Origin of the sequence: Caballeronia arvi, from assembly GCF_001544695.2 — a bacterium.
In the GTDB taxonomy this organism is placed as follows: domain Bacteria; phylum Pseudomonadota; class Gammaproteobacteria; order Burkholderiales; family Burkholderiaceae; genus Caballeronia; species Caballeronia arvi.
Window position 1 is genome coordinate 310,482 of sequence record NZ_FCOM02000003.1, and the last position, 24,251, is coordinate 334,732.

Here is a 24,251-nt window from a genome sequence, read left to right on the forward strand (position 1 = left end):
GCCGTCGAGCGGCGGCGGGTCACTGCTCCGACCAGAGCTTGCCCGCCGTCGCCCAGTTCTCGCGCTTCACATCGGTCAGGATGATATCGACCGAACCCGGCTCGCAGCCGAGCGTCTCGCATGTCGTGCGCGTGATCGCCTCGACGAACTTGCGCTTCTCTTCCTGCGTGCGGCCTTCGAATAGCTGAATGTTGAATGTCGGCATGGTGTCGATTTCCCGTCGAGTTGAATTCAGTTCAGTCACGATAAGACGCATCGATGCGGTCGAGCTTGCGCAATAGCGCCGGCCATTCGAGCGCGCCTTCGATGGCGTCATCGTCGTGCAATTGCGCCGCGGTGCGCGTGACGACTTCGGGCGTCGGCACGATCATCTTCCCCACGCCCGCGAGCGCGCGAAGCTGAATATCGCATGCCTTGACGAGCATATCCATCAGCACATAAGCCTCGGCGACGGTGCGCCCGAGCGTGAGCGGCCCGTGATTGCGCAGCAGCATCGCGCGATGCGCGCCGAGGCTTTTCACCAGCCGCTCGCCTTCCGCCGGCGAAAACGCCAGGCCTTCGTAATCGTGATACGCGAGATGGCCATGAAAGCGCATCGCGTGCTGCGACGCGGGCAACAGGCCATGCGGCTGCGTCGACACCGCGATGGCCTCGCGCACATGCAGATGCATCACACACACCGCATCGTCGCGCGCGGCATGCACCGCGCCGTGCAGCGCGAAGCCCGTCGCGTTCACCGGATGCGCGCTTTCGCCGATCACGTTGCCGTCGATATCGATCTTCACGAGATTGCCCGCCGTGACTTCATCGAACGAAAGGCCGAACGGATTGATGAGAAAGCGCCCCGGCTCGCCCGGCACGCTCGCGGAAATGTGCGTATAGACGACATCGTCCCAGCCGTTGAGCGCGACGAGCCGATACGCGCCGGCGAGATCGATGCGCGCGGCTTGTTCGGCGTCCGAGCGCGGCCCGCTTTCCGCGATCCTGCGCTCAGGCGTGTGGGTGAACGACATGCGACTCTCCTTGTTTCGATGTTCCCGACAAGCGCCGCGCGAGCACGATCACGGCCCACGACGCCAGCACGAACGGCGCGGTCAGCGCGGCGATGCCGGCGCAATCGATCAAACGTTCGATCAGCACCGCGGCGACGATCGCGACGAACGCATAACGCTTGCCGAGCGGCGCGGCCGCGAGCGCCGCCAGCGCCGCGTTGAAGCCGCATGCGCCCGACAGCACGACCGCATCGCTCGCGCCGCCCAGCGCGTGCAAAGTGGCGCCGAGCGCGCTGCCCGCGAGCGCCCACGCAGCCTGCGAAGGCCGCGACGCGAACAGCCCCGCTGCGATCAATGCGCCGGCGAGCGCGCCGGTCGCGAACGTGATCGGCGCGAGACCCGCGAACGCGGCTTCCAGCATCGGAATGAAGCCGGCGGCGACTTGCGGGATCGCGCCCGTGTCGCCGCGATCCGCGAAGAGCGGCAGCCAGCACCAGGTCACGATGATCGCCGGGCTGGAGAAGATCGGCAACCGGTAGCGCGATAGCACGCGCGTGAGCCTGGCGGCGAGAAAAGTGGCGAACATCGCCGCGACGATCGCGACGGCCGCAGCCTGAGACGCATCGCCGATGAACGTGAACGCGGCCAGCGCGGCGAGCGCGCCGTTGAAGCCGTAGAGATCGTCGCGGAAGGCAGGCGCGTCGCGCTCTTCGATGATCACGCTGATGACATTGCCCGTCAGCGTGCCGATCAGAAGCCCGCAAGCGAGGCGCGGGCTCGCGCACAGGACGGCGAGAAACAGCAGCGCGCCGGTCGCGGCATGGCGCTGAAGCACGATTTGCCCGATCGCGCGGGCGAAGCTGCGGAGCTGGCCGCCGAAAGCGGCGGTCGAATGGAGAGCGGAGGACATGCTGGCGGGCGATGGCGTGCGAAGCCGCCAGCATAAAGCAGCCGGCGCGCGCCGTGCGACGGCGGGCCGAATAACCTGTATGTGATTTGAAGCGAAAGGCGCGGCGAACGTCGCGCCAGAAGCGTAAAGCCTTAGTTGAACGCCATCGGAACCAGCGGCGTAGGCTCGCCGACACCCGGATTAGCCAGCGACAACTCCGAGCTCAACTTCACCATTTCCGTAACGTTTTCGCGGAAATTAGGGTGCTTTTCCCATGTGATGTAGCTCGCGTCCATGACGGCGGACAGCGCGAGCAGGGCGAAAGCAACTTTTTCGAGCACTTGGAAATGGCGGCGCATGATCTGTTCCTCAATCTTTGCGGCATTGTAACAGACTTAAGGGTTTTCCCCTAAGGGTTTTGTTGCAATGCCGCAAATCGCCCGCGCCAACGCGCGCTGCGCCGCAGTGCGTGATTACATCGATGCTTCGAGGATCGCTTCGTAATCCGCGCTCGATGCCTCGCGTGGATTCGTCTTATGACTGTGGTCCTTCAGCGCGCCCGCGACGATGCGCGGAAACAGTTCGCGCGTGACGCCCAGTTCCCCGAGGCCGCGCGGCAGGCCGAGCGTCGCGGTCATGGCGCGCACCGCTTCGCCGACTTCGCCGCCGGATTTCAGGCCCATCGCTTGGGCGATGCGATCCAGCTTGTCCTCTTCCTGCATCGACGGCGCGCTGCTGTTGAACGCGATCACCGCGGGCAGAAAGATCGCGTTGAGCGTGCCGTGATGCAGCTTCGGATTGATGCCGCCGAGCGAGTGACTGAGGCTGTGCACGCAGCCGAGGCCTTTCTGGAACGCGAGCGCGCCTTGCATCGATGCGCTCATCATGTTCCAGCGCGCAATGCGGTCCGAGCCGTCGCGCGTCGCGCGTTCGATGTGCCGCCATGCGCGCCACAGGCCGTCGAGCGCGATGCCGTCGGCGGGCGCGTTGAACGCGGGCGCCATGAAGGTTTCGAGGCAATGCGCGATCGCGTCCATGCCGGTCGCGGCGGTGAGCATCGGCGGCAGGCCGAGCGTGAGTTCCGGGTCGCAGATCGCGACTTTCGGCACGACATGCGGCGAGATCACGCCGACCTTGCGGCCATCGTCGAGAATGAGGATTGCGCCGCGGCCTACTTCGCTGCCCGTGCCCGCGGTCGTCGGAATGGCGATGACCGGCGCGGTTTTCGCCGTGATGCGCGCGAGGCCGCCTTCGATCACCGCGAAGCTTTGCAGCGGGCCATCGTGCGTCGCGCAGACCGCCACGCCTTTTGCGAGATCGATCGATGAGCCGCCGCCCGCCGCGATGACGCCATCGCACTGATTCTCCTTGAACATCGCGACGGCTTCGCGCACGGCCGCTTCGTTCGGGTTCGGCGGCGTGCCGTCGAACACCGGCACGGGCGATGACGAGTTCAGCGCGTCGAGCACCTTGTCGAGCAGGCCGGCCGCGCGAATGCCGGCATCGGTCACGACCAGCGGGCGCTTGATGCCGAGTCGTTCGCACTCGCTTGCAAGCAGGCGCACCGCGCCGAAATCGAACTGAATCTGCGTGATGTAATTGATGAGGGGCATGGTGACTGACTGGAAGTTATGGTCGATGCCGCTTTGCAAAGCCCGCTTGCAAGCGGCACGGCGCCTGTCAGTATAAAAGCCGATGCCCCGGCGCGATATTGACTAGTTTCGATACCGTGATGACTTTTACTCATCCCAGACCTCTTGACAGTGCGGCGTCAGAAGCGAAAGTCGTCGAAGAACTTCTTGCGTTCGATCACGGTGAGTGCGGCGCGCTTGTGGGGGAAGTCGAACTCTTTCAGCGTGTAAAAGCCCATGCGATGCATGTACGCGATATGCCTTACGTGATCGACGCGCGGTTCGCCGACGAGCCGTTCCGTGCGCGGATCGTCGATGAACATGTAGTGCAGCACACCGCTCCACCATGCCTTGAGCTTGCCCGCGCTTTGAAACTGCGCATCGCCGATGAGCAGATGCAGGCCGCGGTCGAAGTCACCGGCGTCGTAGAACGGGCCCAGACGGTCTTCCTTCGCCCAATAGAACTCGAAGTATCCGAAGGGATGGTCGTCGAAGTAGCCGATCATCGGATGCATGTGCGGGTCGTCGCGGCGTTCTTTGAGATACGCTGCGTGTTCGGCGCGCGTGCCGCGCTGGTCCCAGAAGTGCGCGACGCGATCGAGGTTCATCCATGCGCTGAAGACTTCCGAGTCGGCGTCGGGGTCGGCGGTGCGCAGGCTGAACGTCATGTCGATCTGCGGAAAGTGGCGTTCGTAGATGGTGCCTTCGGTGTTATTCGGCCTCACGGGGTGGGTGATGCCGTTGCTTTCTGTATAGCGCAGAAGCGTTTCGCTCGATGCGGGCGCTCTTAGCCACGGTTTTGCGCTCTGCCAGAAGGTTTGTCGCGATGTGGTCAGCAGGATGTGATTGGCGTCACGTTCCGCCTTGTCGATGATTTTTTCGCTTTGCGCTTGTGTTATGAAGGGTTCGGCTTCTTTTGTGTACGGGAGCGTCAGAGTTGCCGTGCGGCGCTCGGGATCGTTGCAGTAGATCTCGCAGAAGGCTTTACGTATTGCTTCCGGGTCCAAGGCTATCGATGGGTCGAAACGTATGTTCATGGTTTGGTTCCTGTTGGGCGCTTGTTCGCGCGGGAAGGTTGTTGTTGGCCTAGGCTTCTTTGGAATCCTGATTTCGTGTCGGTCTATTTGCATTGCCCCTCCCCGGGGCGGGGGTAACTTTCTTTGCTGCTGCAAAGAAAGTCACCAAAGAAAGCAGCTTTTCCCAGCCTAAGCACTTCACACCGGCCGCGGCACAGGCGATTGGCTGAATGGCCCGCAGAGTAGCGAGTGCCCTCAAAGACCTAACCGGGCTTGGATCGCGCACGGTCCGTCTCGTCGCACCGCATGACTTTCTGGCGCAGCCCTTGCAAGCTCCAGCCCGCTTCGCGGCCGACCGGTCAATCGGGTTTGCGCACGCTTCCTTTCTAACGTTTCCATCTCGCTGCAAACGCCGGTCTACCATTGGTTTCCCTTGCTGACCCGGCGGCAGCGCGTAGCGCTGTGCCGGAACTCTTTCGTGCTGAACCAGCGCCCATCAATGTTATGGCTTGTCAGACCGTGCGCGGTCCACGCCCGATAAGACCTACGGGATCACTCGCTACTCCGGGTTCCATTCAGCCAATCGCCTGTGCCGCGGCCGGTATGAAGTGCTTAGGCTGGGAGAAGCTGCTTTCTTTGGTTACTTTCTTTGCAGCAGCAAAGAAAGTGACTGCCGCCCCGCATAGGGGCGAAGCTAATAAACCGACACGAATGCGGGATCCGGCAAAAACGCAAGCGAAAGCAAAAAATCAAACCACATGACTCTCGGCCATAGCCAAAAGCCCCCCTTCCAACGCAGGAAACAAGCTCCGCTGAAAGTTATTCCACCGCAATTCCAGAATGGAATCACCAGGATCAATACTCGTCCCGAGCACATCGAAAATCACTTCACCCGAATCGATCCCGTTATCGACGTAGTGAAACGAAGCCCCGGTCCGATCGATCACCTGCGCAGGTTGAACCCGCATCGTGTCCCAGTCGACCACGCGCTGCCCGCGCGCGCCATAGAGCGCATCGAGCGTCGCATACGCTCCACGTCTCTCAAACGGCGAGCCCAGCCGCGTCACCCCCGGATGAATATTCGCTATCCGTCGACAAAACTCCGCCCCCGGCCGAACGAGCTCATCGAGAATCACGAGCAATCCATCGAGCACGACGAAATCCGCATCGAGGGCATGAAGCTTGTCGAGCACGCGACGCTCGAACGCACTCTTCTGCGCTGAACGTTCAGCGACCGCATCCATCGGCAACCGCCGATAAGAAGAAGGAATCGCATGAAACAGGCTCGTCACCGGCACGCCTTGCACCGCGAGTTCCGGCGGATGAATCCATCGCCCACCCGGCGCATAGCCAAAGCCATAACCGCCGAGCTTTTCACGATCTCGCGACGAACCTTCGTCATCGTCATGGATCACGCCTTCCAGCGAATACAGATCACCCAAAGGTGAAGCATTGAGTTGCTCCACCAGATACTCCAGCGGCGACTTCATGTATCGCGTCTCGCCTTTGTACTCGATATGCTGTCCCGCGCGATCCGCCGCCGCGTTGCGCAAGGACATGATGTAGACCAGCTTTATCTTCGTCATCGAATCCTGCTCGAAAGAATCACCAGTTATAACGGGCGCTCGCGATCACCGTGCGCGGATTGCCATAGAAACAGGCCGAATCCGACTGGCATCCACTCACGAACGTGCGATCGAAAATATTCGACGCATTCACCGCGAACCGCCAATGCGGCATGTCGTAATGAATCGCCGCGTCGTAGACCGTGTAGCTCGGGATATACAGCGAGTTATCCGCCGCGCCCGCAAGACCGCTTTGATAGCGAATGCCCGCGCCGAAGCCGAGGCCATCGAGCGGTCCCGAATGCCACGTCCAGTCCGCCCACAGCGACGCCATCTGACGAGGCAGCGGAATCGACACCGGCCACTTGTCGAGCGTGACGTCGTTCGCCTGGATGTTCTTCACATCCTGATAGACATACGCCGCAATGACCGACAAGTTGCGCGTCACGTTGCCCACCGCCGACAGCTCGATGCCGCGCGAGCGCACTTCACCCGTCTGCACGGAGAACGTGCCGGTCGGGTCAGTCGGGTCCGGCGTGAGCACGTTCGTCTGGTTGATCTGATACACCGCCGCGCCGAGCATCAGGTTCTTGCCCGGCGGCTGCCAGCGCAAGCCCGCTTCGATCTGCCGTCCCCTCGTGGGCGCAGGCAAGCCACCATCGGCCATCTTTACGCCGATGATCGGATTGAACGATGTCGAATAGCTGATATACGGGGACAAGCCGTAATCGCCGAGATACGTCAGACCGACGCGGCCCGTGAACGCGCTGTCGTCCTGCTTCAGTTGCGTGCCGCCGACGATGTCATCCTGCTTCGTATGGCTCCAGTCCTCACGGCCGCCGATGGTCAGCATCCAGCGGTTCCACTTCACCTGATCCTGCGCATAGAGACCGAAGCTATCCAGCGTCGTGCGCGTGTTCGTCTGGCCGAAGGAATCGGGTCCGCTGAAGATTGCCGTCGATACCGGCGTATAAACCGGGTTGTACATGTTCAGGCTCGGACCGAGCGCGAGCCATTCGCTATCGGTCGAGTTCTGACGGTTGTACTCGAAGCCGAGCAGCACGGTATGTTCGAGCGGCCCCGTGCCGAAGCGCGCCTGCGCCTGATTGTCGATGTCGAAGCGGCTGTAGTTGGGCTGGAAGAGGCCCGCATAGCGCGCGAGCGTCTGCTCGGTCGGATCGCTCGGATCGAGTCCCCCGCCCCACACCGCGCCGTTATCGAGCGACAGATGCATCCAGCGCGTGTTCTGCCGGAACGTCCAGATGTCGTTGAACTTGTGCTCGAACTGATAGCCGATCGACCATTCTTTCTTGCGATAGTACGAGTACGTCGGATCGCCCGTATAAAGGTTCTCCGATATCTTGCCGTTCGGATTGGGCAGCACCGTGCCTTGCGCGGGCAGAAAGTTATTCGATGCATCGCCCCAGTCCTGCAGATAACTTGCCGCAATGGTCAGCGACGTATTCGCGCTCGGCTGCCAGCGCACCGAAGGCGAAACCGCGAAGCGCTGCTCCGCATGCGGGCCGGTCAGCGAATTGCCGTCGCGTCCCACCGCCAGCACGCGATACGACAGCGTCCCGTCCTTGTCGATCTTGTCGCCGATATCGAACATCACCTCCTTGCGCGCATAGTTGCCGATCTGCACGCCCGCTTCGCGATAGCGCCCGCCATCGGCGAGCTTGCTCTGCACATCGACGATCGCACCAGGATCGCCCTGCCCGTACAGCACCGATGTCGGTCCGCGCAGGATCGTGATGCTGTCGATCATGTACGGATCGACACGCCAGCTCGACAGATTCAGCGTATTGGGCACCTGCAAGCCATCGACGAAAACGCTAGGCGTGAAGCCGCGCAAAGCCGAATACCAGTCGGAACGCACATCGGCGCCATACGACGAAAAGCCCGGCACATAGCGCAATGCTTCGTTGATGCTCGTCGCGCCCGTTTCCTCGATTTGCGCTGCCGTGACGACGTTGATCGTCTGCGGAATTTCGTCGATGGGCGTATCGGTCTTCGTGCCGGTGCGGCTCTTGCGCGCGACGAGACCGACCGTATCGTCGTTGTCGGTCGATGCATTCACGCGAACCGCGGGCAAGGTGCTCGCCTGCGATGCATCCTGCGATTGTGCTGCCTGCTCCTGCGCCAGTGCGTGATCGGCCGCCGCCAGATAAAACGTCGCGCTCACGGCCGCGGCTATCGCGCGGCGCGGCCCTCTTCCCCACGTCATTCTTCTTCTCTCCAATCGCAATGCGGCTTTATGGTTAGCCGCAATTTGTCAAAGAGCCACGGCCACGCGGCCGCCGCTCACCCCGGTTTTCTTCGTATCCGCCGCTTGCTGCTCGGCATTCTTTTGCCCCGCATCGGCGAGCGATGCGGCGATCTCGTCCGAGCGCACCGCGAGCACAGACAACAACGTGTCCGACAGGCCGTGACTGTCTTCGCAGCAGCCTTGCAGATAGATGCGCGCCTTGAACGTCGATGGCGTGACGAGCCGATAATCGCGGCCGACGTTCTGCTCTCCGAGCGCATCGCCGAGATGCGGCGCGAGACCGTCGAGCAACGCGAGATGCGTGTCGCGCCGATAACCCGTCGCGAGCACGAGCGCATCGAAACGTTCGGCGTGCGCGTGGCCGGTGAGGACGTCGCGCATCGTCAGCTCGATCTCGCCATTCGCGCGGCGCGCCGTGTTCTCGATGACCGTATTCGCCATCAGCCGATGCCGCGATTCATCGGCGACCTTCTGTAGATAGAGCATTTCGTAGATCTGCTCGATCAACGGACGATCGACGACCGCATAGTTCGTGTCGCGGAAGCGCTCGATCAGCGCGCGGCGTCCATCTTCCGATTGCGCAAACACGACGTCCGTGAACTCGGGACTGAAGATCTCGTTGACGAAAGGCGTGTCATCCGCGGGTTTGAGCGCGCTTGCACGCATCACGAGTGTCGCGTCGACGTGCGGAAAGCGGCGCGTGATATCGGTGAACACTTCCGCTGCGCTCTGTCCCGCGCCGATCACGGCAATGCGCTTCTTGCCGTTGTGGTCGTCGCCTGCGACACGCTCGATCGAACTCAGATACGCCGACGAATGAATCACGTTATGCGGGCCGAGCGACGCGAACGGTTCCGGCACGCGCGCCGTGCCGCCGACGCCGACCGAAAGCGCCGTAGTCACGCGGCGCCATTCACGGCCAACTTCGTCCTGCGAGACGACGCGCAGCGCGTTCACATCGCCATTCGAATCGATCACGGGCTCGATCGCGGTGACACTCTGCCCGTAATGCACGCGATCATCGAATGCCTGCGCGACCCAACTCAGATAGTCGTGAAACTCGACGCGCGTCGGATAGAAGTTCTTCAGGTTCACAAACTCGTTGAGACGCCCGCGCTCGAACAGATAGTTGATGAACGTGAAGCGGCTCGTCGGATCGCGCTGCGTGACGAGATCCTTCAGAAAGGAAATCTGCATGCGGCAATCGTCGAGCAGCATGTCGCGATGCCATCCGAATGCGGGCTGCCGTTCGATATAGCAATGCTTCATGTGCGCCGCGCCGCTCTCTTCGGCAAGCCGCACGGCCAGCGACAGATTCGACGGCCCAAAGCCGACGCCGATCAGATCGAATACGGTTTCTTTCTTCATTTCACTGTGTCTCTCGTATGTCATTGGTCGATGCTTAGCGACACGCGGCGCGCGAGCGTCGCAGCGAGGCCCGCGCAATGCGGCGTGGCGAATACGTCCTGAATCGCGATGTCGAAACCGGCCTTGCGCGCCGCATCGACGAAACGCACGACGGCGAACGAAGTCGCGCCGGCTTCGAACAGATCATCGTGCGGCGCGATGGCCTGGCCGTCGAAGACCGCGCTCCAGACCGCCGCGAGCGCGCGTGCCTCGTCGGTCTCCTCGCTCGCTGGCTTCGATGCGGTGACGCCTGCAACGCAATCGACCGTCGATTCGCATGCGCCGAATGCGTCGTGCGGCGCGTGCGCGAATTGCTCGACCGTCGCGAGATAACGCTTGGCGAGCGCATCGACAAACGCGCCATCGACACGTTCGCTCGCGTACGAAAACGCGCAGCTCACGCGACCGTCCGGATATTCGGTGACGTCCAGTTCCAGATCGAACACCACGCGATGACGTACGCCATCGAAGCCTTCGATACTCAGGCCGGCCCAGTCGCGCGAGGCCATCGCAGCGGGGCGAAGGTAGTTGAACATCACCTGAAACAACGGATTGCCGGCGCCGGGACGCTGCACATTCAACGCAGCGACGACATCGGCGAAGGGCACGTCGGCGTGTGCATACGCGGCGAGCGCGGCATCGCGCACGGTGGCAAGCAGGGTCGCGGGCGTGTCGTCGCCGGACATGCGCGTGCGCACGACGACCGCATTGATGAAAAGCCCGAGCGCGTCGCGCGCGGCATCGCCCGTCGATTCACGTGTCGATGCAAGCACGCCGACAGGCTGATCGCAAACGCCCGTCAATCGATGCAGCGCTGCGTTCAAAGCCGCGTGCAGCAGCATCGGCAACGTGGCGTGGCATTCCATCGCGAGCGCGCGGGCACGTTCGACGAGCGCATCGTCGAGCGCGAACGCGATGCGGCTCGCGTGCCATTGCGGATCGTCGACGCGGCCCGTGACGGGCGCGGGCAATGCGATCGCGGGGACATCCTGAAGCGCATCGCGCCAGAACGCGAGGCGTGCGCCCGTCGTCGATGACGGCAGCACCAGCGCATGCGACGACCGCTCCGACACCGACGCGCCCTTTTGCAACGCGACATAAGTGGCGCGGATATCGTCGAGCCACAGATCGATCGACGTTCCATCGGACACGATGTGATGCACGACGAGCGACAACACGTGATCATCATCGGCGATACGCAACAGACGTGCGCGCCACAGATGCTTCGCGGCGGCGAGATCGAACGGCGTGAGCGCGTCATCATCGGTGATGCGCTTCGCTTCGTCGATACGGCCCGCCAGATCGATCACGGATAAATCGAAGCGCCACATCGGCGAAATGCGCTGACCGGGCAACATGCCTTCGCGCTCGATCAGATGCGTGCGTAACGCGGGATGACGCGCGGCGGCTTGCGCGAGCGCTTCACGCATCGCATCGGCATCGAGCGGACCGCGCAAACGCACCGCGACGGGAATGTTGTACGCGGCGCTGCGCGGTTGCGCGCGCCACAGGAACCAGAGACCGAGTTGCGCGGCAGACAACGGCCACACACTGTTTTCATCGGGCGCGAATGCACTTTGAGTCGCCTCCGATGTGGCTTCGCAAGCGCTCGCCTGCAACACACGCTTTGCGTATTGCGACAGCACCGGCGTCTCGAACAACGCGCGCACCGGCACATCGCGTGCGAGCGTCTCCGCGATGCGCGTCACGACACGCACCGCCGCAAGCGAATGTCCGCCGAGTTCGAAGAAATGATCCGCACGGCCGACGCGCTCGACGTTCAGCACCTCGCGCCATATCTTCGCGAGCGCGCCTTCGGTGCCTGCCGCCGGCACTTCGTAGATCCGCTCCTTCTTCGGCGGCTCCGGCAGCACCGCGCGATCGACCTTGCTGTTCGCATTGCGCGGCAGCGCATCGAGTACGACGATATGCGCGGGCACCATGTAGTCCGGCAGCGTGCGGCGCAAGTGCGCGTCGAGTTCGGAGGCATCCGCGGCGCGGCCGAGCGCGGCGCGTTCGCGTGCATCGGCTTTCAGTTCGACATAAGCCACGAGCGCCGCCTGCGCGCCCTTGCCCCGCACGACGGCGCATGCTTCGCGCACATCGTCGTGCGCGGCGAGTTGCGCTTCGATCTCGCCGAGCTCGATACGCAAGCCGCGCAGCTTCACCTGATGATCGACACGGCCGATGAAGTCGAACACGCCATCGGCACGGCGACGTACGAGATCGCCCGTCCGATACAGCCGCGCGCCCGGTTCGCCGTATGGATCGGGCACGAAGCGCTCGGCGGTCAGCGCGGGCCGGTCGAGATAACCGCGCGCGACGCCCACGCCTTCGCCACCGAGATACAACTCGCCGATCACGCCGACGGGCAGCCGATTCAATCGCTCGTCGAGGACATGCGCGCTACGCGCACCGACCAGCGTGCCGATCGGCAGATACGCGCAATCGGCGAGCTTCGCGGGATCGTCGCCGGGATTGAACATCCACAGCATCGGCGTGATGACGGTCTCGGTCGGACCATAGCCATTGACGATGCGCGCGTTCGGAAACGCGCGGCGCATCAGCGCGAAGGCTTCGCGCGAAGTCGCTTCGCCGCCGACCGTGATGGACTTCAACGTGGGCGGCGCACCGTGCACGAGCGCCCATTCCGCGAGCTGCGTCGCGCAGCCGGGCGGTACGTACGTCATCGTCACGCCTTCCTTGTTCATCAGCCTGCACGTGAGCGCGGGCGGCCAGAGCGTGTCAGCCGTGATGGCGACTGCCGCGCCGGAGATGTATTGCGAGAACCAGCCTTCGTGCGCGCCGTCGAAGTTGACGGACTGGAACAGCATGAACGTGTCGTTCCCGGTTGCGCCATAGCGCTCGGCAATGGCCACGCAATGCCGCGCGAACGAACCGTGATCGACGATCACGCCTTTCGGCTTGCCGGTCGAGCCCGATGTATAGATCGCATAGGCCGCCTGTCCGGCCGCGACTTCAGGCAATGCGATGCGCGATGTTTCGTCATCCGTATAAATCGCATCATCGTCGAGCAGAAGAATGCGCGCATTCGCGGGCAGCGGCAGCGCGTCGAGGCTCGCGCGGTCCGTCACGATGTGCCCAATCTGCGCGTCATCGAGAATCTGCGCGAGACGTTCCCGCGGATGACTCGGATCGAGCGGCACGAATGCACCGCCCGACTTCAGCGCGCCGATCAGTCCGACGAGCAGATCGACGGAGCGACCAAGCGCGACGCCCACACGCATTTCCGCGCGCACGCCGGCATCGATGAGACGTTGCGCGATGCGCGTCGCACGCGCATCGACTTCACTGCGCGTGAATGCGCGCTCCATATCCGCAATTCCGCGCGCGCCGGGATTCGCTTGCGCATGACGCGCGATGCGCTCCTGCACCGAGACGAACGCCGGCGCATGGACCGGCGCGTTGCGATTCCACGCGTCGAGCTGCATGCGCTCATCGTGCGGTAGCCATTGCAGATCGCCGATGAAGGTATCCGGCGCATCGAGCGCATTGCGCAACAGTTCGACGAAGCGGCGCGCGAGCCGTTCGATCGCATCGGCTTCGAAGAGATCGAGCGCATAGATGAACGCGGCGGCGAGCGTTCCGTCCGCGCGTTCTTCGAAGTTCGCGGTCAGATCGAACTTGGCGAAGGGCGTGCCGGAAGGCAGTTCGGTCACGCGCACATCGGCGAAAGATGGCAATGCACGGCGCGCGCCGTATGCGGCCATTACCTGAAACAACGGATGATGACTCGCGCTGCGCACCACGCCGAGCGCTTCCACCACTTGTTCGAAGGGCACGTCCTGATGCGACTGCGCATCGACGAGCGCGCGTTGCGCCGAATCGACGAGTGTGGTGAACGGCTGCGTTGCGTCGACGCGCGCGGCGAGCGTCAGCGTGTTGACGAAAAAGCCGATGAGCCCCGCCGTCTCCGCGCGCTCGCGATTCGCGGCGGGCACGCCGATCTGGATATGCGCTTCGCCCGATGCACGCGCAAAGAGCGCATCGAGCGCCGCGAGCAGCACGGCGAATGGCGTTGCACGGCGTGCGTTGGCGAACGTGCGCAGGCGCGCGGCGAGTTGTCCATCGAGCGTGAAGACGTGACGCGCGCCGCGTGCGCTGCGTTCGCCGGGACGCGCTGCTGCGCCAGGCAACGTCAGCACATCGCGCGACGGATCGAGCCGTGCACGCCAGAAATCGAGCTGACGTTCGCGCTCGCCCGCATCGAGCCAGCGGCGCTGCCACAGCGCGTAATCCGCGTACTGGATCGGCAACGGCGCGACGGACACCGCCTCGCCTTTCGCATACGCACGATAGAACGATGCGAGTTCCGCCAGCGCGATATCGGCGGACCAGCCATCGGAGACGATGTGATGCGTCGTCAGCGAAAGCCAGTGCGTACTCGCGTCGAGCTTGATGAGATGGGCGCGCACGAGCGGCGCATGCGCGAGATCGAACGGACGCGATTCATCGGCGAGTGCGAGCGCGGCGGCACGCGTCTCGCGTTCCGCTAAAGGCATATGCGTGAGATCGACCGATTGCCACGGACAGCGCATCGGTGCATGCACGGTTTGCAGCACGCCGTCCGCGCTTTCCGCGAACGTCGTGCGCAACGCTTCATGACGCGCGATCAACGCATCGCATGAAAGACGCAGCGCGTTCGCGTCGAGCGCGCCGTCGAGCCGCAGCCGCTCCGTGATGTGATACGCGGCGGGTTCGTCGATCATGCGCGCATGCAGCCACAGGCGCGTCTGCGCGAACGATGCAGGCACGCTCGTCTCGCATGCGTCGCCTCGTGCGCGCGGCGGGATCGGCAGCATGCGAAAGTCGATGCCGGCTTCGGCGAGCCGCGCGACGAATACCTTGCGCTGCGCATCGGGCAACTGCGCAAAGCGCGTCGCGAGCGAAAGCAAGTCGGGTTGAGTGGTGCTCATTGCGTCTCCAGTTCATCGAGCAGGGCGTCGATGGCGCTCGCCGCGTCATGCGCGCCGCCTGCCGCATTGCGCTGCGTCAGCGCGGCATCGATGACCGCGGCACAACGCGCGAGCGTGCGTTCATCGAAGAGCGTGCGCAGCGGCAGCGTCAGCGACCAGTGCAGGTTGGCTTGCGCGTTCGCCTGCGTCGCGAGCAGCGAATGACCGCCAAGCGCGAAGAAATCGTCATCGCGGCCAATGCCTTCGATATGCAGCACGCGCTGCCAGATCGCGGCGAGCTCGCGTTCGGTCTCCGTTCGCGGCACTTCGACGATTCGCTGCGTGCGCGCCGGTGCGGGCAACGCGTTGCGGTCGCATTTGCCGTTCGGCGTGACGGGCAGCGCATCGAGTGCGATCACGTGCGCGGGCAGCATGTACGAAGGCAGTTGCGAACGCAGCGAATTCAGCACGGCGGCTTCATCGAACGATTCGGGCGCGGCGCATGCGATGTAGCCGATCAACTGCTCGTCGCGCACGATCACGACGGCATCGCGCACGTTCTGCTCCGCGCGCAGGAGCGCTTCGATTTCGCCCGGCTCGATGCGCTGTCCGCGCAGCTTCACTTGCGTATCGATGCGGCCGAGATAGTCGAGCGCGCCGTCATCGCGCCGGCGTGCGAGATCGCCCGTGCGATACAGCCGCGCGCCCGCGACGATCGGATCGGGCACGAAGCGCTCGGCGGTCAGCGCCGCGCGTCCGAGATAGCCGCGCGCGAGACCCTCTCCGCCGAGATACAGCTCGCCGATTGCGCCGACAGGAACCGGATGCATCGCTGCATCGAGCACATGCAGTTGCAGGTTCGCGATCGGATGACCGATGGGCACTGAACCCGCTTCGATATCGTTCGCGCCGCACGTCCAGTGCGATACGTCGATGGCCGCTTCGGTCGGGCCATATAGGTTGTAGAGACGCGCGTCCGGCAAGAGCTTCGCGACGCGCGCGACGAGTTCCGGCGCAAGCGCCTCGCCACTCGCGATGATCCGCTCGATGCTCGCACAGCGCTTCGTCTCCTCGAACTCATCGATATGCGCGACGAACGCCGCGAGCATCGACGGCACGAAATGCAGCGTGCTCACGCGATGCGCTTCGATTGCACCGACGAGGCGCGCCGGATCGCGATGATCGCCCGGCGCAGCGATGGCGAGCTTTGCGCCCGTCGCGAGCGGCCACACGAATTCCCACACGGAAACATCGAAGCCGAACGGCGTCTTGTGAAGCACGACATCGTCATGCGTGAGCCGGTAAGCGTCCTGCATCCACGCGATGCGGTTCGCGAGCGCGCCGTGCGCGTTGCCCGCGCCCTTGGGCTTTCCAGTCGAGCCGGACGTATAGATGAGATACGCGAGATGCGAATCAGTGACTTCGATCGGAGATTCGAGCGACGCATCGTTCTGCATGAGCGTGCCGATATCGAACACGCGCGCGCGCGATGCGGCCGCTTCGACACGCTCGCGCAGATGCGCTTGCGTCAGCACGACGGTGGGCTTCGCATCGTCGAGCAAATAGGCGATCCGCTCCGCCGGATAATCCGGGTCGACAGGCAGATACGCCGCGCCCGCCTTCAGCACACCGATCAGCGCGATGACCATGTCGAACGAACGCTCGACGCACAATGCGACCGCCGTGTCCAGCGCGACGCCCGACGCGACGAGCGCCGCCGCGACGCGATCCGCACTCGCGTTCAACTCCGCATATGTCATGCGATGCAATGCGCCATCGCTCGCGGTCATTTCGAGCGCGATGGCATTCGGCGCGTGCTTCGCCATGCGCTCGAATTGCCGATGCAGCGGCGCGCTCTGCACATCGCTCCACGCGTGCGCCGTCGCGTTGAAATGCGCGTGTTCATCGGCGATGGAGATGGTGCCGAGCGGCGCGTCCGCGTTCGCGGCGAGAGCATCGAGACACGCAGACAATGCGCGATGCAATGCGATCACACGTGACTCATCGAGACGCGCGGCGTCATATCCATAATCGATGACGATCGATTCGCCCGCCTCCACCACAAGCGTCAACGCGAAGTCCGTCGCCTCGATATTGCGCAACTCGCGCATCTTCAGCGCGCGCGCGTCGCGGCCGGCCCACGCTTCATCGACGGGATAGTTTTCGAACACGACGAGCGTATCGAACAATGCGCCGCCCTGTCCCGCCCAGCGCTGAATCTCCGCGAGCGGCGTATGCGCGTGTTCGTTGGCTGCGGCATTATCGGCCTGCAGTTCGCGCAGCCAGTCGGACGCCGCGCGATGCGGCAACGGCGCAGCAATGACCGGCACCGTGTTGATGAAGAGACCGAGCACGCCGTCGATATCGGTCAGGGCGTCGGGGCGGCCTGCGACCGTCGCGCCGAACGCGACGCTCGTGCGATGCGTCATGCGCTGCAATGCGAGCGCCCACGCGCCTTGAACGAGCGTGTTGAGCGTCACGCGAAGACGGCGCGCGGTGTCGGTGAAGCGCGCAGCCGTCGCGGCATCGAATGTGCCACGCCATGCGCGATGATTGCCGAGCGACGGCTGACTGCTTGCATCGCGTTGCGCGATGCGCGTGGGTTCGTCGATGTGTGCGAGACGGTCGAGCCAGAACGCTTCGTCTGCTTGCGCGTCGCGTTCGGCGAGCCATGCGATGAAGTCGCGATAACGCGCTTTCATCGCAGGCGCGGCGAACGGCTGCGTGCGCGGCGGTTCGATGTAATCGCGCAGCACGTCCGCAAACATGTGCGCGGTGCTCCAGCCATCGAGCAGCAGATGATGACGCGTCCACACGATGCGCCATTCATCGTCGGTCAGGCGAATCAGCGTGACACGCATCAGCGGCGGCGCTGCGAGATCGAAGCCGCGCGCGCGGTCTTCCGCGAGCCACGTTTCGAACGACGCAAGCGCATCGCGACGATCGCGCCAGTCGAGCACATCGAACGGCATGCGCGCCTGGCGATGCACGATCTGCATCGGCGTGGCTTCGTCGGGCGTGAAGCTCGTGCGCAAGATATCGTGACGCGGCACGGCTGCTTCGAATGCCGCACGCAAGCGTTCCACATCAGACGCGATGAGCGTCGCCGCGAGCTGGTTCACATACGTCGATTGCTCGGGCGCAAAGAGCGAATGGAACAGGATGCCCTGTTGCATCGGCGAAAGCGGATAGATATCGACGACGCTGCGCAGATCGACCGTCACGCGATCGAGCGCCGCTTGCGTCAGGCCGCCGTCGCGCGCGAGCGGGAAATCTCCCGGCGTTGCGCCCGGACCCTTTTGCGCGACACGTTCGGCGCATGCAGCGACGATAGCGGCGAGCGCATTTTCGAAGCGCTGTGCAAGCGCTTCGATGGTCGCGCGCTCGAATTGCGTCGAGCCGTAGACCCAGTGCAGCTTGAGCGTGCGTTCGCCGTTGTCGTCGACATAGGCGTGAATCGCGAGCGCGTTGCCCAGCGGTCCCGCAGGATCGCGCTCGCAGCCCGCGCCGCCGAAACGCGGCGTAAAGGCGGCATCGCGCGTATCGTGCGAATCGAACTGACCAAGGTAGTTGAAGGTCACGCGCGGACGCGGCAACGCTTCGAGCGCGGCGCGTGTTGCTTCGTCGCCGTAATGACGCAGCACGCCGAAGCCCAGACCTTTGTTCGGCACGGCGCGCAACGTGTCTTTCGTCGCGGCGAGCGTTTCGATGGGCGACGCTTCGGCACGCACGCGCACCGGATAGTGGCTCGTGAGCCAGCCGAGCGTGCGGCTCACATCGATATCGTCGAAGAGCGGTTCACGGCCATGTCCTTCCAGCTCGATTCGGCATGTCTCGCCGATCGCATGCGCAAGCGCCGCGATCAGCACTTCCACCGTCTGCGTGCGATAAGCGATGTTCGCTTCGGCGAGCGCCGCGCGCGTGAGCGCAGTATCGATCGTCTGTTCGATGACGGCAGCATCGGCGTTCGTTGCTTTCGCTTGCGGATGATCGAGACGCAAGTCATCGGCCGATGAAACCGTCGACGTCCAGTACTTCGCTTCACCGGCGAACGGCGATTGCGGATCGCGTGCGGCCTTCGCAAGTCGCGCGGCCCATTGCGCGGCGGTCGCGCCGGTGCGCGTCAGACTCGCGATGCCGCGCGTTTGCGCCGCGCGATACGCGTTCTGCAGATCGTCGAGGAGAATGCGCCACGAGACGCCATCGACGATCAGGTGATGAATCGCGAGATAGAGCTTCGTGCGCCCGTCCGGCAGCGATGCGGCGAGCGCGCAGGCGAGCGGCCCGCGTGCAATGTCGAGCGTGCGCTGGATCGCGTCGAACTGCGCGAGCGCATCGCCATCGTCGCTGGCGGCGACGACGGCGAGCGGCAGCGCTTCGAATGCCTTCGATGCCAACGCCATGCGCCCGCTCTCGAAGCGTTGACGGAAGATCTCGTGATGCGTGAGCAACGCATCGAACGCACGCGCGAAGGCGTCGAGATCGAACGATGCGTCCACGTCGAATTCGATCGACTGGTTCCAGTGGCCACGCTCGGGAATATCGAGCGCGAAGAAGCGCAATTGCGCGGGCGTGAGCGTCGCGGCTTCGTCAGCCTGCTTCGTGGCGATGACCGGCGCTTTCGCATCGATTGCCTTCGCGACGAGCGCGAGTTGCGCGACCGTCGCGTTGTCGAAAATCTGCTTCGGCGTCGCGCGCAGACCGCGTTTTCGCAGACGCGCGATCACTTGCAGCACGAGAATCGAATCGCCGCCGAGTTCGAAGAAGTTATCGTCGCGGCCGACGTACTTCGCCTTCAACACGTCCTTCCATACGGATGCGATCGCTTCTTCGGTCTCGCCTCGGGGTGCATCGCTCGTCGCACTCGATTCGGCCGGCTTCATCGCGATGTCGCGCAACGCGGCGCGATCGATTTTGCCGTTCGCCGTCACGGGAAACGCATCGAGCACGACGATCGACGCAGGCACCATGTAGTCGGGCAAGCGCGCTGCGAGCGCATCGCGCAGCAGGATTTCGTCTTTGACAGAGCCAGTCACGAAGGTCGCGAGTTGCAACCGGCCGTCACGATCGACAGCCAATGTCTCGGCTTGCGCGACGCCTTCCATCGCACGCAGCGCAGCGCTTACTTCGCCCGGCTCGACGCGATAGCCGCGAATCTTCACCTGATCGTCGAGACGACCGAGAAACGCGATACGTCCATTGGCCAGCAGACGCACACGATCTCCCGTGCGATAAAGCCGCTCGCCATGTGCGAACGGATGCGGCACGAAACGTTCCGCCGTCGCGTCCGCGCGTCCGAGATAACCGCGCGCAACGCCCGGCCCGCCGAGATGCAGCTCGCCGATGCCGCCCGGCGGCACGCATGCGCCGAATGCATCGAACACGTAAGCCTGAGCGTTCGGCAACGGAAGTCCGAGCGGTGCGCCGCGTGCATTGCGTTCATCGTTGGCGAACGCGGATGCCTCGCACGCGATCGCGCCGACCGTCGCTTCCGTCGGCCCATAGTGATTGATGACACGGCACGCGGGTTTCAACGCCTTCACGCGATCGACGAGCGCCCACGGCAACGATTCGCCGCCCGTCACGAGCGCATGCGCAGGCAACACGTCGGCGGGATGCTGCGCTTCGAGCAACGCATGCAGATGACTCGGCACGATCTTCAATACGCCCACTTCGCGCGCACGCATTTCAGCGGCGAAGCGGTCCGGATCGAACGCGCATCGGGCGGGCAACAAATGCAGCGTGCGGCCCGAGCACAGCGCGCCGAAGAGCGTCGTGTGACCGAGATCGGCGGCGACGGTCGACACCATCGCCATCGATGCGCCGGGTGCGAATGCGAGTTCATCGAGCATGCCTTGCACGTAGTCGGCGAGCGCGCGATGCGGCACGGCGACGCCCTTCGGCGTGCCGGTCGAACCCGACGTGAAGATGACATAAGCGGTCTGTTCCGGCGCGGGCTGCACGCGCTGCATGGCGGCGTTCGCGAGCGATGCATCGTGCGCGAGCGTATCGGCATCGAGCAGTTGCGCCTGGGCGAGTGCGCGAGGCGCGTTGTCGTCCTTCGTCGCGATGAGTGCGAGACGCGCGCTGCATGCTTTGATTGCCGCGTCGAGTCGTGCTTGAGGCATCGCGGGATCGAGCGGCACCGCATACGCGCCCGACTTCATCGCGCCGATCAATGCGACGACGAAACGCGCCGAGCGTTCGATACATACCGCGACCGCATGCTCGGCCTGCGCGCCCTTCTGACGCAACGCGAGCGCGATGCGGTTCGACGCATCGTCGAGTTCGGCGAACGTGATGTGCGTGTGCGCGTCCGCAAGCGCGATGCGATGCGGCGTCGCGCTGGCATGATGCGCGATCAGCGCTAGGATGTCGTGAGCATCGAAGGCGAGCGCGCGGCCTTGTCTCGATGCACTTTGCGTCGTGCAATCGAGCGATGCGATCGCACGTGAAGGATCGCGCACCGCGTCCGCGACGAGCGTCGCGAAGCTCGCGAGCCAGGCATGTGCGGTGGCTTCGTCGATGCAATCGCGCGCATAGGCCGCGACCAGTTCGATGCCGCGCGCATCGTCCGTGAAATCGAGCGCGAAATCGAAGCGCGCGGCGAGATCGGGACCGGGCGACGCAATCGCTGAAGCCCCCGGCAAAGTCGCCTTCAGTTCGGCATCGAACTGTTGGGCGAACTTCACGCGCAGCCATTCTTCGCCGCGCGCGACGGGCGGTTTCACTGCATCGAGCACGCGATCGAAAGGCACGTCCTGATGCGCGAATGCGTCGAGCGCATGACTGCGCACATCATCGATCAACGTGGAAAACGATCGACGCGAATCGACTCGCGCGCGCAACGCCAGCGTGTTCAGGCACAAGCCGATGAGCCGCTCCGTTTCGGGCCGCTGCCGATGCGCCGCCGGCGCGGCTACAACGAAATCGTTTGCGCCGGTGAGCCGATGAAGCCACGCATCGAACGCAGCGAGCAGCACGACGAACGCGGACGCGTGCGTATTACGCGCGAGTTCGCGCAGCGCATTCGATGTATCGGCGGAGAGCCGCAGCGATACGCGTCCACCGCGATGATCGCGCACGGCAGGACGCGCGCGGTCGCAAGGAAGCGCGAGCGCTTCGGGCGCGGCATCGAGCGCTTCACGCCAATAGCCGAGTTGACGTTCGCCCTCTTCACCCGCGATGAGATCGCGCTGCCACTGCGCGTAATCCGCATACTGGACCGGCAACGCGGGCAACGACGGTTCATCGCCTTGCGCATAAGCCGAATACGCATGCGCGAGTTCATCGAAGACGATGCGCGAGCTGTAGCCATCGGTGATCGCGTGATGCGCCGTCAGCATCAGGCGATGCGATTGATCATCGAACGATATGAGCGCGGCACGCAATAGCGGACCGTTCGACAGATCGAACGCAGCGCTTGCGTGTGCCTCGGCCGATGCATCGGGACGCGCACGCTCGATCGTCACCGGCAAGGACGCGTGAATGCGCTGCATGACGATGCCATCGTCGTTCTCGACGAGCGTCGTGCGCCACGCCTCGTGACGCTCGATCACGTGATCGAGCGCGCGTTGCATTGCATCTGCGTCGAGCTTGCCGGTGATATTCCAATGACCGGCGATGTGATACGCCGAGCCCGCATCGCGCGTCTGCGCGAGCACCCAGAACCGTTGCTGCGCGAACGATGCGGGTCTGTCGATGAAGGACGCGTTCGTCGACGCCGTGCGTCTCACGATCGACATGCCGCTTGCTTCCTTATCGCTCGCATCGATCAGCGTCGCCAATGCTTCCAGCGATGGATCGTCGAAGATCGCATCGAGACGCAGATTCACACGCCAGTCGATGCGAATGGCCGCCTGCAACTGCATCGCCGCGAGCGAATCGCCACCGCGCGCGAAGAAGCGGTCGGCGCGGCCAACAGGTGCAGCATCGTCGAGAATGCGCTGCCAGGTCTGCGCGAGACGGCGCTCGGTATCGGTCGCGGGCTCGATGAAATCCGCGTTGCGCTGTGCCGATGCGACAGCTACTTGCGCTTTCAGCGCATCGCGGTCGAGCTTGCCGTTCAACGTATAGGGCAGCCGCGCGAGGCGCACGTAACGATGCGGCTGCCACGCTGCCGGCAAATGCTCCGCGAGATAAGTTTTCAGCGCGGCATCGTTCGTGTTCTCGTGGGCGGTCACGAGACAGGCGGTTAGTTGCGTGCGGCCATCCGTCGAATCGGCGAGCACGGCTGCATCGCGAATCGATCGATGCGCACGCAGGCACGCCGCGATTTCCGCGGGCTCTACGCGCACGCCGCGAATCTGCACCTGATCGTCGATGCGGCCGAGATAGTCGTATGCGCCATCGGCACGTTCACGCGCGAGATCGCCTGTGCGATAGATGCGCGCGCCCGGCTCGCCCGATGGATCGGGCACGAATCGTTCGGCGGTCAATGCCGCGCGTCCGTGATAACCACGCGCGATGCACGCGCCTCCGAGCAACAATTCGCCTTCGTCGATACGCGCGACACGCGGACCGATCACGCGTCCGATGGGCAGCGACGCGTATGCATCGGCATCGGCGAGATCGGGCGTGACATGCGGCTCTACCGGCCACAGCATCGGCGAGATGACGGCTTCAGTCGGACCGTAGCCATTGATGAGACGCTGCGACATGAACACGCGACGCACGCGTGCGAACGCTTCGCGCGAGAGCGCCTCGCCGCCGAACGCGAGCACGCGCAGCGATGCGGGCACGCCCTTGCGCTCCGCGACAGCCGCGAACTCGCGCAGATAAGCAGGCGGAAACGCGGCCACGTTCACGCGCTCGCATTCGATCAGCGCATGCGCCGCTTCGGGCGCGAACGGCGGCGGCGCGGTGATGACGATGCGCGCGCCCACCGCGAGCGGCGCGAGCCAGGATTCGTGCGCGGCATCGAAATTGACCGATGCGAAGTGCAGAAGACTATCGCCTTCACCGATGCCGAGTGCCTGCACGAGCGCATCGCAATGCGCGGCGAGCGGACCGTGCTCGACGACGACGGCCTTGGGCGTGCCCGTCGATCCCGACGTGTAGATCATGTATGCGGCCGCGCGCGGATGCACGGGCGTGGCGTCATCGAGTGCGGGCGCATCGTCGTTGTCGTGCTGCACGTCGAAGCATTGTGCGAAACGCGCGCGCATCGCATCGTCGGCGGTTGCATCGACGATACCGTGGATGAGACCCGCATCCCTCGCGATCCAGTCGAGGCGCGCGGCGGGATGATGCGGATCGAGCGGCACGAACACGCCGCCCGCCTTCAGCACGGCAAGCAGCGCGACGAACAACTCGCACGATCGCTCGACGCACACGCCCACGCGCACTTCAGCGCTTACGCCCGAAGCACGCAGGCGCGCCGCGAGCCGGGACGCGCGGGCGTCGAGTTCGCCGCGCGAAATACGCGCGTCGTCATGTGCGTCGAACGCGAGCGCGGGCGCATCGGGTTGAACGCGTGCGAGCGCTTGAATACGAAGATGAAGCGCTGTCGGGAAACTCGTCATCGGCATGAATTCCTTCGGGTTCTGGCCGCATCGGCAATTGCT

General features: G+C 64.1%; 11 protein-coding genes. All 11 read right to left on the reverse strand.

Features of this window, described 5'->3' with window-relative positions; all coding sequences use genetic code 11:
• Positions 1–19: 19 nt before the first annotated feature.
• The 11 genes from AWB74_RS06130 to AWB74_RS06185 all read right to left on the reverse strand — a co-directional run bounded on the left by AWB74_RS06130 (position 20) and on the right by AWB74_RS06185 (position 24,209).
• On the reverse strand, positions 20–205 hold the full coding sequence (locus AWB74_RS06130) for a 4-oxalocrotonate tautomerase (protein ID WP_041733945.1): 186 nt from the start codon (positions 203–205) through the stop codon (positions 20–22).
• Between the two features lie 31 nt (positions 206–236).
• Positions 237–1,013: a class II aldolase/adducin family protein gene (locus tag AWB74_RS06135; RefSeq protein ID WP_061145865.1), complete on the reverse strand. Its 777-nt coding sequence runs from the start codon at positions 1,011–1,013 to the stop codon at positions 237–239.
• Positions 991–1,902: an urea transporter gene (locus AWB74_RS06140; protein WP_061145866.1), complete on the reverse strand. Its 912-nt coding sequence runs from the start codon at positions 1,900–1,902 to the stop codon at positions 991–993. Before AWB74_RS06140 ends, AWB74_RS06135 begins: the two co-directional genes overlap by 23 nt.
• A gap of 131 nt (positions 1,903–2,033) precedes the next feature.
• The gene (locus AWB74_RS06145) at positions 2,034–2,240 is read right to left on the reverse strand and encodes a hypothetical protein (RefSeq protein ID WP_061145867.1); all 207 of its coding nucleotides are present in this window, start codon (positions 2,238–2,240) and stop codon (positions 2,034–2,036) included.
• A gap of 114 nt (positions 2,241–2,354) precedes the next feature.
• Positions 2,355–3,494 (reverse strand): iron-containing alcohol dehydrogenase, encoded by a 1,140-nt coding sequence (locus tag AWB74_RS06150; RefSeq protein ID WP_061145868.1) that lies wholly within the window; start codon positions 3,492–3,494, stop codon positions 2,355–2,357.
• A gap of 158 nt (positions 3,495–3,652) precedes the next feature.
• Positions 3,653–4,549 (reverse strand): GNAT family N-acetyltransferase, encoded by an 897-nt coding sequence (locus AWB74_RS06155; protein ID WP_061145869.1) that lies wholly within the window; start codon positions 4,547–4,549, stop codon positions 3,653–3,655.
• Positions 4,550–5,277: 728 nt separating this feature from the next.
• Positions 5,278–6,114, reverse strand: a complete 837-nt coding sequence (locus tag AWB74_RS06165) for a N(5)-hydroxyornithine transformylase PvdF (RefSeq protein WP_061145870.1) — start codon at positions 6,112–6,114, stop codon at positions 5,278–5,280.
• Between the two features lie 19 nt (positions 6,115–6,133).
• Complete coding sequence (locus tag AWB74_RS06170) at positions 6,134–8,320, reverse strand: TonB-dependent siderophore receptor (protein WP_061145871.1); 2,187 nt, start codon at positions 8,318–8,320, stop codon at positions 6,134–6,136.
• A 48-nt stretch (positions 8,321–8,368) separates the two neighbouring features.
• Positions 8,369–9,730: a lysine N(6)-hydroxylase/L-ornithine N(5)-oxygenase family protein gene (locus AWB74_RS06175; protein WP_061145872.1), complete on the reverse strand. Its 1,362-nt coding sequence runs from the start codon at positions 9,728–9,730 to the stop codon at positions 8,369–8,371.
• 20 nt (positions 9,731–9,750) lie between these two features.
• The gene (locus tag AWB74_RS06180) at positions 9,751–14,706 is read right to left on the reverse strand and encodes a non-ribosomal peptide synthetase (RefSeq protein ID WP_061145873.1); all 4,956 of its coding nucleotides are present in this window, start codon (positions 14,704–14,706) and stop codon (positions 9,751–9,753) included.
• Entirely contained in the window at positions 14,703–24,209 is a 9,507-nt protein-coding gene (locus AWB74_RS06185; protein WP_061145924.1) for a non-ribosomal peptide synthetase, read from the reverse strand. The genes AWB74_RS06180 and AWB74_RS06185 overlap by 4 nt, the downstream gene beginning before the upstream one ends.
• Positions 24,210–24,251: the final 42 nt, after the last annotated feature.